The organism is Actinomadura nitritigenes (assembly GCF_017573545.1).
In the GTDB taxonomy this organism is placed as follows: domain Bacteria; phylum Actinomycetota; class Actinomycetes; order Streptosporangiales; family Streptosporangiaceae; genus Spirillospora; species Spirillospora nitritigenes.
On record NZ_JAGEOK010000030.1, the window covers coordinates 1 to 12,413 of the forward strand.

The 12,413-nt window shown below is 72.4% G+C and carries 14 protein-coding genes; 9 read left to right on the forward strand and 5 right to left on the reverse strand.

The features are described 5' to 3' along the window. Window positions 1-227, forward strand: a 227-nt coding sequence (locus J4557_RS50115) for a transposase (protein ID WP_372442569.1), incomplete at its 5' end; no start/stop codon positions are given. Window positions 228-279: 52 nt separating this feature from the next. On the opposite strand, the gene J4557_RS36425 is transcribed toward J4557_RS50115, so the two are convergent. Then, window positions 280-684, reverse strand: a complete 405-nt coding sequence (locus tag J4557_RS36425; protein WP_208271354.1) for a hypothetical protein — start codon at window positions 682-684, stop codon at window positions 280-282. A 268-nt stretch (window positions 685-952) separates the two neighbouring features. Between J4557_RS36425 and J4557_RS36430 the strand changes: the two genes are divergently transcribed. Continuing rightward, a complete protein-coding gene (locus tag J4557_RS36430; protein ID WP_208271355.1) occupies window positions 953-1,732 on the forward strand; it encodes a methylenetetrahydrofolate reductase in 780 nt (259 codons plus the stop codon). A gap of 12 nt (window positions 1,733-1,744) precedes the next feature. Here the strand turns inward: J4557_RS36430 and J4557_RS36435 are convergent, their stop codons facing one another. After that, entirely contained in the window at window positions 1,745-2,521 is a 777-nt protein-coding gene (locus J4557_RS36435; RefSeq protein ID WP_208271356.1) for a helix-turn-helix domain-containing protein, read from the reverse strand. A gap of 95 nt (window positions 2,522-2,616) precedes the next feature. On the opposite strand from J4557_RS36435, the gene J4557_RS36440 reads away from it, so the two are divergent. After that, a complete protein-coding gene (locus J4557_RS36440; protein WP_208271357.1) occupies window positions 2,617-3,612 on the forward strand; it encodes a zinc-binding dehydrogenase in 996 nt (331 codons plus the stop codon). Between the two features lie 38 nt (window positions 3,613-3,650). On the opposite strand, the gene J4557_RS36445 is transcribed toward J4557_RS36440, so the two are convergent. Beyond that, a complete protein-coding gene (locus J4557_RS36445) occupies window positions 3,651-4,445 on the reverse strand; it encodes an SDR family NAD(P)-dependent oxidoreductase (protein WP_208271358.1) in 795 nt (264 codons plus the stop codon). 97 nt (window positions 4,446-4,542) lie between these two features. After that, window positions 4,543-5,208, reverse strand: a complete 666-nt coding sequence (locus tag J4557_RS36450) for a TetR/AcrR family transcriptional regulator (RefSeq protein WP_208271359.1) — start codon at window positions 5,206-5,208, stop codon at window positions 4,543-4,545. A gap of 155 nt (window positions 5,209-5,363) precedes the next feature. Here J4557_RS36450 and J4557_RS36455 point away from each other — a divergent pair, with 155 nt between their 5' ends. From J4557_RS36455 to J4557_RS36465, 3 genes are all read left to right on the forward strand, one after another. Beyond that, complete coding sequence (locus J4557_RS36455) at window positions 5,364-6,908, forward strand: bifunctional 3-(3-hydroxy-phenyl)propionate/3-hydroxycinnamic acid hydroxylase (RefSeq protein ID WP_208271360.1); 1,545 nt, start codon at window positions 5,364-5,366, stop codon at window positions 6,906-6,908. A gap of 88 nt (window positions 6,909-6,996) precedes the next feature. Next, complete coding sequence (locus tag J4557_RS36460) at window positions 6,997-7,923, forward strand: VOC family protein (RefSeq protein WP_208271361.1); 927 nt, start codon at window positions 6,997-6,999, stop codon at window positions 7,921-7,923. Beyond that, window positions 7,923-8,771: an alpha/beta fold hydrolase gene (locus J4557_RS36465; protein WP_208271362.1), complete on the forward strand. Its 849-nt coding sequence runs from the start codon at window positions 7,923-7,925 to the stop codon at window positions 8,769-8,771. The genes J4557_RS36460 and J4557_RS36465 overlap by 1 nt, the downstream gene beginning before the upstream one ends. A gap of 100 nt (window positions 8,772-8,871) precedes the next feature. On the opposite strand, the gene J4557_RS36470 is transcribed toward J4557_RS36465, so the two are convergent. Then, on the reverse strand, window positions 8,872-9,627 hold the full coding sequence (locus tag J4557_RS36470; RefSeq protein WP_208271363.1) for a GbsR/MarR family transcriptional regulator: 756 nt from the start codon (window positions 9,625-9,627) through the stop codon (window positions 8,872-8,874). A gap of 241 nt (window positions 9,628-9,868) precedes the next feature. On the opposite strand from J4557_RS36470, the gene J4557_RS36475 reads away from it, so the two are divergent. The 3 genes from J4557_RS36475 (at window position 9,869) to J4557_RS36485 (ending at window position 12,399) form a co-directional block, all read left to right on the forward strand. Beyond that, the gene (locus tag J4557_RS36475) at window positions 9,869-10,534 is read left to right on the forward strand and encodes a DUF4097 family beta strand repeat-containing protein (RefSeq protein ID WP_208271364.1); all 666 of its coding nucleotides are present in this window, start codon (window positions 9,869-9,871) and stop codon (window positions 10,532-10,534) included. An 84-nt stretch (window positions 10,535-10,618) separates the two neighbouring features. Then, window positions 10,619-11,629 carry an ATP-binding cassette domain-containing protein gene (locus J4557_RS36480; protein WP_208271365.1) on the forward strand — a complete coding sequence of 337 codons (1,011 nt, stop codon included), beginning with the start codon at window positions 10,619-10,621 and terminating at the stop codon, window positions 11,627-11,629. Beyond that, entirely contained in the window at window positions 11,626-12,399 is a 774-nt protein-coding gene (locus J4557_RS36485) for an ABC transporter permease (RefSeq protein ID WP_208271366.1), read from the forward strand. Before J4557_RS36480 ends, J4557_RS36485 begins: the two co-directional genes overlap by 4 nt. The last annotated feature ends 14 nt before the right edge of the window (window positions 12,400-12,413 follow it).

Consider the following 12,413-nt stretch of genomic DNA (forward strand, 5'->3'; position numbering starts at 1 on the left):
CCTGGCTGCGGGGACGCGGGATCGTGCCGCGCATCGCCCGAGCCGGCATCGAGTCCAGCGAGCGTCTGGGCCGCCACCGCTGGAAGATCGAACGGACTCTGGCCTGGCTTTTCGGCTACCGGCGCCTGACCGTCCGCTACGAACGCCACGGCCACCTGTTCAACGCCTTCCTCGTTCTCGCCGCAGCCATCACCTGCTACAAGAAGCTCACACAACTCCCCACATGAGACACGCTCGAAGTGTAATTGCGAAGCCGGCGCCTTGGAGTCCTACTTCTGATTACCTGCCGTTGTACCACTTGGTGGTGTGGCAGTAGTATTTGTCGCTGGCCTTCTGCAGGCAGATACGGAAAGTGATTTTCGTCTTCTCGGGCAGATTGTGGGTTCTGGCGTCCGTCTGAATGCACCTGCCTCTACCGGCTACTCGGAGAGAGTAGGACTTGGTGCTCCAGGACACACGTCCGTATGCGGTGTAGCTGTCCGCTTCGATGTCGCACACTTGTACGACATCGCCGCGCTGCACGAAGCGGATCGCTGCGCCCGGGTTGATGTCGCCGGAGAGCATCCTGTGATCCCAGGACGCAGCGGATGCCTGGGGTGCGGTGACAAGCACCGTTGTGCCGATAATCGCGGATCCGCTGATCGCCAGCGAAATCATGTGCTTCGCGGGTCGGTTGACCTTCAAGACGATCGCCTTTCTGTCGTGCCCCCTCCAGGTCGCTCATGGCCTGGCAGACGAGACCGTCCGCAGTTCGTACCTGATCGCAACTTATCGATGTGGAGTTCCGGCCTCCGGCACTGCCTCGACCGCGCGGCGACTGTCGAAGAAGGAGATCATCCGATGCCTCAGCGCGACATCCCGCGCGAGGTCTACCGCGCCCTCGTCCCGGCCCACAGGGCGCATTCGCCGCCTTCCGCAAGACCCGGTGGGGCGGCGCCTGTAGGGTTCGGGGATGGTGGCTGATGGCTTCGAGGTGATCTGCGAGATCGAGCCGCCCGTCCGTCCGGATCTGGCACGGGTGCGGCACCAGATCGGCGTGCTGAGCCCGGTCGCCGACTCGTTCCTGATCCCGGACAACCACATCGGGCGGGCGACGGTGTCGAGCGTGGCGGTCGCCCACGAGGTGCAGGCGATGGGCGCCTCCGGGATCGCGTGCCTGAACTCGCGGGACCGCAACCTGCTGGGGTTCCGCCGCGACCTGCTCACGGCCGCGGCGTACGGGGTGGACCGGTTCCTGTTCGTCTACGGCGACAAGCCGACCGTGGGCGGGCGGACGAGCGAGCTGAACGTGCGCGCCATGATCGAGGAGACGCGGGCGGCGGCGGAGGACCCGGTGTTCGCCGGACGCGCGCCGTTCCGGGCCGGCGTCGCCACCGGACTGCGGGCCGTCCCCGCGTGGAAGGCCCAGGCCGACTTCGTGTTCGTCCAGGTCAGCTACTCGCTGGACGCCCTGCTGCGCTGGCGGGACAGCGTCCGGCTGGACGTCCCGGTGTACGCGGGCGTGATGGTGCTGGCGAGCACCGGCATGGCCCGCAACCTCGCGGCGGCGATCCCCGACATCGCCATCCCGGACGACCTGGTCGCGGCGGTCGAGCGGGACCGGGACGCCGGGGTGGACGCCGCGTGCGAGCACGTGCTGGCGATCCGCGACAGCGGCGCCTTCGACGGCGTGCACCTGGTGCCGGTCAGCAGGTACCGCCAGGTCGCCGCCCGCCTGGAGCAGCACTTCTGACCCGCGGCGCCGTCACGGGTTCGTCCGGTAGCGGCCCGGGGTCGTGCCGACGAGGTCGGCGAAGGCCGCGATGAAACCGCTGGGGTTCGCCCAGCCGCAGGCGTGCGCGACGCGGGTCGTGTCGTGGCCCTCGGCGAGGAGGACGAGCGCGTGGTGGACGCGCAGCTGCGTGCGCCACTGGTAGAAGGTCATGCCGAGCTCGTTGCGGAACAGGCGGCTGAGCGTCCGGGGGCTGGCCCCGATCCGCCGCCCGAGCCCGGCGAGCGAGGTGGTGTCGGCGGGGTCCTCGCGCAGCGCCCGGGCGATGGCCCGCAACCGGTCGTCGCGTGGTTCGGGCAGTTGCAGCGGCTGCTCGGGCGCCTCGCGGAGCTCGTCGACGAGGACGCGCCGGAGCCGGGTCCGGGCGTCCGCGGCGCGGTCCTCGCGGCGCGGGCCCGTGAGCGCGAGCAGGATCTCGCGGGCCAGGTCGGAGACCAGGTAGACGGCGGGGCGGTCGGGGACGAGCCGGGCCAGGGACGCCGGCAGGAAGACGATCCGCATGTCGGTGGTGCCGTGGGCGCGGTGGTGGTGCGTGAACCCGGCGGGGGTCCAGGCGGCCCGGTTGGCCGGGACGATCGAGGTGCCGTCCTCGGTGTGCACCGACAGCACGCCGCGGGCCGCGTACACCAGGTGCCCGCGCGAGTGGGTCTGCGCCGTGCTCGTCCCGCCCGCCGGCCACAGATGCGCCCCTCCGGACGGCCACAGGCGGGACGCCGGACCGGGTGCGGGAACGTGGCGGCCAACGGGCATGGGTTGGCATTCTACCGGTGGTCGGCCGCACCGCCCTCCGGCGAGAGTGGACGCATGAACCGCGTCCTCCTCCTTCCGTCGAAAGGTGATGTGCGATGAGCGCGACGATGCGGGCGGCCGTCTGCCTCGGGCCCGGCGGGCCGGAGACGCTGGAGGTCCGCGAGGTGCCGGTCCCGGCGGTCCGGGACGGCTGGAGCCTGGTGCGGGTCATGGGCGCGGGCCTGAACCGGTCGGAGCTGCGGACGCGCCAGGGGCACTCCCCGAACGTGGTGTTCCCGCGCGTGCTCGGCATCGAGTGCGTGGGCGTCGTGGCGGCGTCGACCGATCCCGCGGTGCCGGAGGGGACGACCGTCGCGGCGGTGATGGGGGAGATGGGGCGGGAGTTCGACGGCGGCTACGCGGAGTACGCGCTGCTGCCGAACGCGCTGCTGATGCCTGTCGCCACCACGCTGCCCTGGGACGTCCTGGCGGCGCTGCCCGAGACGTACCTGACGGCGCAGGGCGCGCTCGACGCACTCGACGCGCTGGGCGCGGGGCCGGGCGGCGGGCGGCTGCTCGTCCGGGGCGGGACGTCGTCGGTCGGGATGGCGGCCCTGTCGATCGCGTCCGCCCACGGCCTGGAGATCGCGGCCACCACCCGGCAGAAGGACAGGATCGACGCGCTGGCCGCCGCCGGCGCCGCCCACGTGCTCGTCGACACCGGCGGTTCGCTCGCGGAGGACGTGCGGGCGATCTGGCCCGAGGGCCCGGACCACGTCCTCGACCTCGTCGGAGCGGCCACGGCGGTGGACTCCCTGCGCCTGGCCCGCCGCGGCGGGACGGTCTGCGTGGCGGGCTCGCTCAGCGGCTGGGCCATCCCGGACTTCCAGCCGGTCGCGATGATCCCGTCCGGGACGAGGCTCACGGCCTTCCACAGCGACGACCTCAAGGGCGCCGCGGGCGCCGCGCTGCTGCGGCGGATCGTCCGGCAGGTCGAGGCGGGCGTCTACCGGCCGAACATCGACCGCGTCTTCGCCCTGGCGGACGTCGTCGCGGCCCACCGCCACATGGAGAACGACCAGGCCACCGGGAAGGTCGTCCTGATCCCCTAGCCGTTCCGGCGGCGCCCGCCGGCCCGGCGGGCGCTCCGCTAGGGCAGGATCGCGTCGACGTAGCCGCCGTCGGCGCGGATCGCCCCGCCGGTGGTGGCCGAGGCGTGCGGCGAGCTGAGGTAGACGACCATGCCGGCGATCTCCTCGGGCTCGATGAGCCGCCGGAGCAGCGAGTTCGGGCGGTGCTCGGCCATGAAGCGGCGCTGCGCCTCGTCCCAGGGCAGGCCGTCCCCGACCATCTCGGCGACGAAGTCCTCCACGCCGCCGGTGTGGGTCGGCCCGGCCAGGACGGTGTTGACGGTGACGCCCGTCCCCGCGACGGCCTTGGCGTAGCCGCGCGAGACGGCCAGCAGCGCCGTCTTCGAGACGCCGTAGTGCACCATCTCCTCGGGGATCACCACCGCCGAGTCGCTGGCGATGAACTGCACGCGCCCCCAGCCGCGCCCGGTCATGCCCGGCAGGTAGAGGCGGGCGAGCCGCACCCCCGACAGCACGTTGACCTCGAAGTAGTGCCGCCACTCGTCGTCGTCGACCTCCAGGACGGGCCGCGCCCCGAAGATGCCCAGGTTGTTGATCAGGATGTCCACGTCGGGCACCTGGGCGCGTACCGCCTCGGCGCCTTCGGCGGTGGCGACGTCGGCGGCCACGCCCCGCACGTCGGCGTCCGGCAGTTCGGCGCGCAGCGCGTCCAGGGCGCCCGCGACGCTTCCGTCCGACCGCCCGTTGACGACGGTGGTCGCTCCGGCCCGTGCCAGGCCCGCGGCGATGGCGCGGCCGATGCCCTGGGTGGAGCCGCTGACGAAGGCGGTCCGCCCGCTGAGATCGATGTCCATGGCGGTGACCCTTCCCACGTCGCCGCCGGTCAGCCGTCGTGGCGGGGCAGCCGTCGTGGCGGGGCAGCCGTCGTGACAGGTCAGGCGTCGTCGCGGGTCAGGCGCCGCGCGCGGACGGCGCGGCGGCGCGCAGCCCGGCCGCCCGCGCCTCGCCGAGCGCGGCCACCGCCTCCGCGAGCAGCCGCATCTGGGCGGCGAGGTCGCGGTGCGGTTCGGCCTGCAGGGCGACGAACGCGCCATCGAACCCGGCGATGCCGAAGTAGTCGAGCTGGTCCGCGACGGCCTGCGCGATCTCCTCGCCCTCCGGCGCGAAGGACAGCGCGATCATCTTGTTCATGTGCGCGCGGCCGTCCCGCCGCACCCGCTCGATGATGCCGTCCACCTCGGCCTCGGCGGCCTCGGCGCTCATGACGAGGAGCAGGTGCAGGCGCAGGAACTCCGGGCGGTCCAGGAACACCTCGCCGGTGCGCAGCAGGAACCACGTCAGCCGCTCGCGCGGGGTGCCGCCCTCCGGGCCGCCCGCCTGGGCCCGCCGCATCGCCGCGAAGAAGTCCTCGGCGCCGCGCGCCATGACCGCCGACAGCAGCCCCGCCTTGGAGTGGAAGTGGTGGTACACCGCACTCTTCGGCAGGCCGGTCTCCCGGCTCAGCACCGACAGCGAGGTGGCGGCGTAGCCGCGCTCCGCCATGATCCGGGCCGCGACGTCGAGGATCTCCTCCCGTGACCTGCGGCCACGGCGGTTCCCGATCGTCTCGTCCGCCACGCGTCGAAGCATAGACGCCCCGCGCCGCCCCCTCGCGCGGGCGATTCTGCACAGCGGAATTTCATGGACACCCAGGAGGAACACATGTGAGGGTGGCCACTGTTGTACCGAACGACCGGTCCAAAACTTGTCGGAAGAGCCGCCCCGGAGCCCGCATGAGCCAGCATTTCGACGCCGACGTCGCGATCGTCGGCTACGGCCCCACCGGCGTGACCGCCGCCCTGACCCTCGCGAAGCGCGGCGTCTCGGTGGTCGCGTTCGAGCGGGACGCCGCCATCTACCCGCGCGCCCGCGCCGTCACGGTGAACGACTGGACGATGCGGATCTTCCAGAGCCTCGGCATCGACGAGCGGATCACCAAGGTGATCGAGCCGCAGCGGGCCCTGCGCTGGGTGACCTACGACGGCACCGAGATCATGCGCGTCGAGCATCCGCCGTCGGCGCTCGGCCCCGGGCCCCGCTTCTACAACATCTACCAGCCGGCCATGGAGGCCGAGCTGCGCGCCTGCGCCGAGGAGCACGGCGACCTGATCGACGTCCGCTACGGCGCCGAGGTGACCGGGCTGGAGCAGGACGCCACCGGGGTGACGGTGACGGCCGTGGACGCCGCGACGGGCGAGGAGCGCACCGTCCGCGCCCGCTACGCGATCGGCGCCGACGGCGGCGGCAGCCCCACCCGCGGCATGATCGGCGGCCGGCTCGACGGCGACACGATCGACGTGCGGTGGATCGTCATCGACTGCCGCGTCAAGCGCTGGTGGCCCGACCGCGACCTCCTCACCTTCTGGTCCGACCGGCGGCGCCCGGTGGTCGACATCGCGCTGTCCGCGGGCAACCACCGCTGGGAGATCCCGCTCGAGCCGCACGAGACCGAGGCGGACTTCGCGTCCGAGGACGACGTCTGGCCGCTGCTCAAGGCGCTGGGCGTCACCACCGACGACGTCTCGATCCACCAGTGGGCCTTCTACCGCCACCACACCCGGATGGCGGACGCCTGGCGGTCGGGCCGGATCTTCCTCGCCGGGGACGCCGCCCACCTCATGCCGCCGTGGGCGGGCGCCGGGATGCAGACCGGCATGCGGGACGCGCACAACCTCGGCTGGAAGCTCGCCCGCGTCCTCAACGGCGAGCTGGACGAGAGCTGGCTCGACACCTACGAGACCGAGCGGCGGCCGAACGCCGCGTTCTACACGGCCCTCGCCGTCGGGCTCGGCCGGGTCATCAAGCAGGAGGCGACCCCGGCGGAGATCGAGGAGATGAACCGGGTGCCGGAGGGCACGGTGACGCCGTTCGAGCCGCCGCTGACCGCGCCGCCGGTGCTGGAGGCGGGCTGGATCCGCGGGCCGGTCGGGGACGCGAGCATCGTCGGCCGGATGGTCCCGCAGCCCGTCGCGGGGGACGCGACCGGCCGGATGGCGCGCCTCGACGACCTGCTCGGTGACGGCTTCGTGCTGCTCGGCGCGGACGTCGACCCGGCGGGCCTGCTCACCGCCGCGGAGCGCGAGCGCTGGGACGCGCTCGGCGCCCGCTACGTCGCGGTCCGCCCGAAGACCGCCTACACGCGGGGCCCGGAGGAACTGGTCGACCTTGACGAGGTGCTGCTGCCGTGGCTGGCGCGGTACGGCGTCCGCGCCGTCGCGGTGCGCCCCGACCGGTTCGTGGCGGCCGCCGACGTCTCCGGCCTCGCTGCCCCCGCATGACCCGCAGCCGCCCGTCCCGCGGCCTCCGCACGGCCCGCCGCCCGTCCCGCCGCTCGTACCGCGGCGCCGAGAGCAAGGAGGACTCCCGATGACCGGAGTCAAGGAACTGGCGTACGTCGTCTACGAGGCGAGCAGCCTCGACGACTGGGAGCACTTCGGCGTGAGCCTGCTCGGCATGCAGCTCGCCGAGAAGTCCGCCGACGCCATCGCCCTGCGCACCGACCGGAAGGCCCACCGCTGGCTCGTCCGGCGCGGACCGGCCGACGACCTGGTGGCCAGCGGCTACGAGGTCGCGGACGGCGCCGCCCTCGACGCGCTCATCGAACGGCTCGCGGCCGCCGGTGTCGAGGTCGCGGAGGGCGACGCCGACCTCGCCGCGTCGCGCGCCGTCGACCGCATCGCCGTGACCGCGGACCCGATGGGCAACCGTGTCGAACTGGTCACCGGCTTCGCCGACGCCCCCACCCCCTTCCACTCCGACGCGCTGCTCGGCGGGTTCGTCACCGGCGCCGGAGGCGCGGGCCACCACGTGCTCCTGTCGAAGGGCGTCGCGCGCGAGACGTACCTGGAGTTCTACGAGGGGCTGCTCGGCTTCCGGATCTCCGACCGCATCGTCGAGGAGCTCGCCCCCGGCGCCGTCGCCGACCTGATCTTCCTGCGCTGCAACCCCCGCCACCACTCCGTCGCGTTCGGCGACATGCCGCACCCGAAGCGGACCCACCACTTCATGATCGAGGTGACCGACGTCCGCGACGTCGGCATGGCCTACGACCGCTGCATGGACGCGGGCCAGCCGTTCGAGATGACCCTCGGCATGCACCCGAACGACCACATGTTCAGCTTCTACGTGCAGACGCCTTCCGGCTTCAGCGTCGAGTACGGCTGGGGCGGCCTGCTCGTCGACGACGCGACCTGGCAGGTCAAGACGCTGGACCGGCTCCACAGCTGGGGGCACCGGCCGCCCGGGGTCGTCGCCGGCCTGCTCTCCCGCGCCTCCGGAAAGGACGCCCTCTGATGGCACTGACCCAGGCCGAGGCCGCGCGCACCGTCCAGACCCGGGACTGGAAGCTCCGCTACTACGAGGCGGGCGACGGGCAGCCCGTCGTCCTGCTGCACGGGAGCGGCCCTGGCGCGACGGGCTGGAGCAACTTCTCCGGCAACATCGAGGCGCTGGCCCGGCACTTCCACGTGTACGCGGTGGACATGCCCGGCTGGGGCGAGTCGGACGCGGCGACCGTCGACCGCCTCGACCACGTGGACGCGGCGATCCAGTTCCTCGACGCCCTCGGCATCGCCAAGGCCGCGTTCGTCGGGAACTCGATGGGCGGGCAGACCTCGCTCAGGCTCGCCACGGAGCACCCGGACCGGATCACCCACCTGGTCACGATGGGCCCGCCGGTGGGGCGGATCCCGTCGCTCTTCGGCCCCGGCGACGGACCGTCCGAGGGCCTGAAGGTCCTCATCGAGGCGTACCGCGACGCGAGTCCGGAGAACATGCGCCGGCTCGTCGAGATCATGTGCTTCGACAAGGCCCGGTTCGCCACGCCGGAGCTGTGCGCGGCCCGTTCGGACGCGGCGCTGGCCCGCCCCGAGCACCTGCGCAACTACGTCGAGGGGCTGCCGAAGGGCGCGCCGCTCCCCATCTGGGTCAGGCCCGACCTGCTGCCCGGCATCCAGGTCCCGACGCTCCTCATCCACGGGCGGGACGACCGGGTCGTGCCCTTCGAGAACTCGCTCCACCTGCTCGCCGCCATCCCGGACAGCCGGCTGGTGCTGCTGAACCGGTGCGGGCACTGGGCGATGATCGAGCACGCGGACGAGTTCAACAGGCTCGTCACCGACTTCATCCGCGGCACCTCGTAACCGCGGCGGCGCGCGGAGCGGCGACGCGCGGAGCGGCGACAGGGACGGAGAGCGGCGGGGCCGCCTCCGTCCCGTCGTCATGCCGGGCGAGCCCGGCCGCTCATCCTCCGGCCGGGCTCGGCTCCGCGACGTTCTCGGGCGCCGCGCCGGCACCGGTGTGGAGGACCTCGCGCGCCTGCTCGGCGGCACGGAGCAGGCTCTCGCTGACGAAGTCGATGAAGCGAGCCCCGCCCTCGAGACGGTCGGCGGCGGGCGTGCCGCGCCCGAGGACGGTGACGCCCTGCCGCATGGCCTCCATGACCTGCACGAGGGCCTGGGCGCTGGCGACCAGCGACTGGTACCAGATGTCGTCGTCGACGATGTAGCGCTCGCGGCGCCCCTCGGCGCGCTCCCTGCGGACGAGGCCCTGCTCCTCCAGGAACGTGATCGACTTGGACACCGACGCCGGGCTGACCTGGAGGCGCCCGGCGAGTTCGGACGCGGTGAGGCTGCCGGAGTCGGTGGTGTAGAGGCAGGCCATCACCCGGGCCATCATCTTCGGCGTGCCCGAGGCCATGAAGACGGTGGTGAGCGACTCCTCGAACTCGCGCACGGCCTCGGGGTCGCGCCCGTCGGCCTGCGGGGGCGCCTCCGGCCCCCGGGGCGCGGCCTGCCGCCGGCGGTGGGCGCGCCGCTCGGTGGCGCGATGGGCCAGGTCGGCGCGGTAGCCGGCGGGGCCGCCGTTGCGCATCACCTCGCGCGTGATCGTCGAGGTCGGACGCTCCAGGCGCCGGGCGATCTCGGCGTAGGCCAGGCCGTCGGCCAGCCCGACCGCGATCTGCTGGCGTTCCTGCTGGGTGAGCCTGCCTCCCGGCATCACGGCCTCCTTCATGCTCCTCGGACGCCCTCACCATAGCGTTCACTCCCAAGCCATTGCAACAGAAGTGTCCGTTTCGTTGCATTGCATTGCTAACCGTTGCAACGAAAATCTCCAGATGACCAGCGAAGACGCTGATTCTGTGCAACAAGCTTCTTGCTGATTCTCGAAAGGCAACGTAGCGTTTGCGTTGTCAGAAACGAGCAGGCCGCAAGGCCACCCCCCAGCAGGGAGCACCACGATGACCACCTTCACCACCCCCGCCCCGATCACCGCGTCCCTGGAGATCCCCGCCGGCCGCGTGCAGATCATCGCCGCCGACCGCGCCGACACCACCGTGCAGGTCCGGCCCGCCGACCCGGCGAAGAACCGCGACGCCAAGGCCGCCGAGCAGGTGAGCGTCGAGTTCGCCGACGGGACGCTGCGGATCCAGGCCCCGTCCGGCAACCAGTACTTCGGCTCGACCGGAGCGGTCGAGGTGACCGTCCAGCTGCCCGCCGGCTCACGGATCGAGGCCGAGGCCGCCGCGACCGAGTTCCGCGGCGTCGGCCGGCTCGGCGAGGTCGCCTTCGACGGCGCCTACCGGCAGATCAAGATCGACGAGGCCGCGAGCGTGCGGCTGACCGCCACCGACGGCGACGTCGAGGTCGGCCGCCTCAACGGCACCGCCCACATCACCACCCAGCGCGGCGACATCCGCATCACCGAGGCCGCCGGCGCCGGGCGGGTCGAGCTGAGCACCCAGGCCGGCGACATCTCGATCGGCGCCGCCCCCGGCCTCTCGGCCGCCCTGGACGCCGGCACCACCCTGGGCCGCATTACCAACACCCTCAAGAACGACGGCACCACCGCCCTGGACATCCACGCCACCACCACCAAGGGCGACATCACCGCCCGCAGCCTCTGACCCCTACGCCTTGGGGACCACCGGGCCCGCCCTCGGGCGGGCCCGCCCCCCGGGTCTCACCCCACCCACCCTGAGGAGCCCCCCATGACGAACCTGGCGATCGAGGCGGTCGGGCTGCGCAAGTCCTACCGCGACAAGACCGGCGAGAAGGTCGTGCTCGACGGCATCGACCTGGCCGTCCCCGAAGGGACGATCTTCTCCCTGCTCGGCCCGAACGGCGCCGGCAAGACCACCACCGTCCAGATCCTGTCCACCCTGATCCCCGCCGACGGCGGCCAGGTGCGCATCGCCGGGCACGACCTGGACCGGCGGCCGGACGACGTGCGCGGCGCGATCGGCGTCACCGGCCAGTACTCGGCGGTCGACAAGCTGCTCACCGGCGAGGAGAACCTCCTGCTGATGGCCGACCTGCACCACCTGCCCCGCAAGGACGGCAGGCGCAAGGCCACCGAGCTGCTGGAGCGGTTCGACCTCGCCGAGGCGGCCGGCAAGCCCGCCTCCACCTACTCCGGCGGCATGCAACGCCGCCTGGACCTGGCGATGACCCTGGTCGGCGACCCCCGGGTGATCTTCCTGGACGAGCCCACCACCGGCCTGGACCCGCGCAGCCGCCGCGCCATGTGGCAGATCGTCCGGGAACTGGTCGCCGGCGGCGTCACCATCTTCCTCACCACCCAGTACCTGGAGGAGGCCGACGAACTCGCCGACCACATCGCCCTCCTGGACCACGGACGGCTGATCGCCGAGGGCACCGCCGACGAGCTCAAGCGCCTCATCCCCGGCGGCCACGTGTCCCTGCGCTTCACCGACGACGACACCCTCACCGGCGCCCTCACCGCGCTCGGCCGCGGCTTCCTCGACCCCTCCGACGACGACCGGCTCACCCTGCAGATCCCCTCCGACGGCGGCGTGGCCTCCCTGCGCGAACTGCTCGCCCAGCTCGACACCGCCGGCATCGAACCCGCCCACCTCGCCGTCCACACCCCCGACCTCGACGACGTCTTCCTCACCCTCACCGGCCAGCCCCACTCCACCGACGCCCACCGCAACGACGACCACCGCAACGACGACCGGAAGCAGGAGACCGCCCGATGAACACCCTCTCCCTGGCGCTGCGCGACTCCCGCACCATGACCCGCCGCCAGCTCAAGCGCCTGATCCGCTACCCCTCCATGACCGTGCAGCTGATCATCACGCCCGTGATCATCCTGCTGCTGTTCGTCTACGTCCTCGGCGGCACCCTCGGCAGCGGCCTCGGCGGCGGACGCGACGCCTACATCGACTACGTGCTGCCCGGCATCCTGCTCATGGCCGTGGCCACCGGCGCCACCGGAACCGCCGTCATGGTCGCCACCGACATGACCGAAGGCATCATCGCCCGCTTCCGCACCATGCGGATCTCCCGCGCCTCCGTGCTGACCGGCCACGTCATCGCCGCCGTCGTCCAGCAGCTCCTCGGCATGGCCGTCCTCATCGGGATCGCCCTGGCCATCGGCTTCCGCCCGCACGCCACCGCCACCGACTGGCTCGCCGCCGCCGCCATGCTCACCCTGTTCGCCCTGGCCATCACCTGGCTGTCGGTCGCCCTGGGCCTGAAGTCCCCGACGCCCGAGGCCGCCAGCAACGCCCCCATGCCCCTGATCCTGCTGCCCTTCCTGGGCAGCGGCTTCGTCCCCACCGACTCCATGCCCACCGCCCTGCGCTGGTTCGCCGAGTACCAGCCCTTCACCCCGATCATGCAGACCGTCCGCGGGCTCCTCCTCGGCACCCCCATCGGCAACGACGCCGCCATCGCCACCGCCTGGTGCGCCGGCATCGCCCTCCTGTCGTACCTGTGGGCCAAGCACACCTACAACAAAGCCTGACACCGTGAACCGGC

Bases quoted from the DNA above. Each gene is read 5' to 3' on its own strand.
- J4557_RS36475 (WP_208271364.1), top strand. From the start codon at position 9,869: ATGACCACCTTCACCACCCCCGCCCCGATCACCGCGTCCCTGGAGATC.
- J4557_RS36480 (WP_208271365.1), top strand. From the start codon at position 10,619: ATGACGAACCTGGCGATCGAGGCGGTCGGGCTGCGCAAGTCCTACCGC.
- J4557_RS36445 (WP_208271358.1), bottom strand. From the start codon at position 4,445: ATGGACATCGATCTCAGCGGGCGGACCGCCTTCGTCAGCGGCTCCACC.
- J4557_RS36465 (WP_208271362.1), top strand. From the start codon at position 7,923: ATGGCACTGACCCAGGCCGAGGCCGCGCGCACCGTCCAGACCCGGGAC.
- J4557_RS36440 (WP_208271357.1), top strand. From the start codon at position 2,617: ATGAGCGCGACGATGCGGGCGGCCGTCTGCCTCGGGCCCGGCGGGCCG.
- J4557_RS36485 (WP_208271366.1), top strand. From the start codon at position 11,626: ATGAACACCCTCTCCCTGGCGCTGCGCGACTCCCGCACCATGACCCGC.
- J4557_RS36430 (WP_208271355.1), top strand. From the start codon at position 953: ATGGTGGCTGATGGCTTCGAGGTGATCTGCGAGATCGAGCCGCCCGTC.
- J4557_RS36435 (WP_208271356.1), bottom strand. From the start codon at position 2,521: ATGCCCGTTGGCCGCCACGTTCCCGCACCCGGTCCGGCGTCCCGCCTG.
- J4557_RS36455 (WP_208271360.1), top strand. From the start codon at position 5,364: ATGAGCCAGCATTTCGACGCCGACGTCGCGATCGTCGGCTACGGCCCC.
- J4557_RS36470 (WP_208271363.1), bottom strand. From the start codon at position 9,627: ATGCCGGGAGGCAGGCTCACCCAGCAGGAACGCCAGCAGATCGCGGTC.
- J4557_RS36460 (WP_208271361.1), top strand. From the start codon at position 6,997: ATGACCGGAGTCAAGGAACTGGCGTACGTCGTCTACGAGGCGAGCAGC.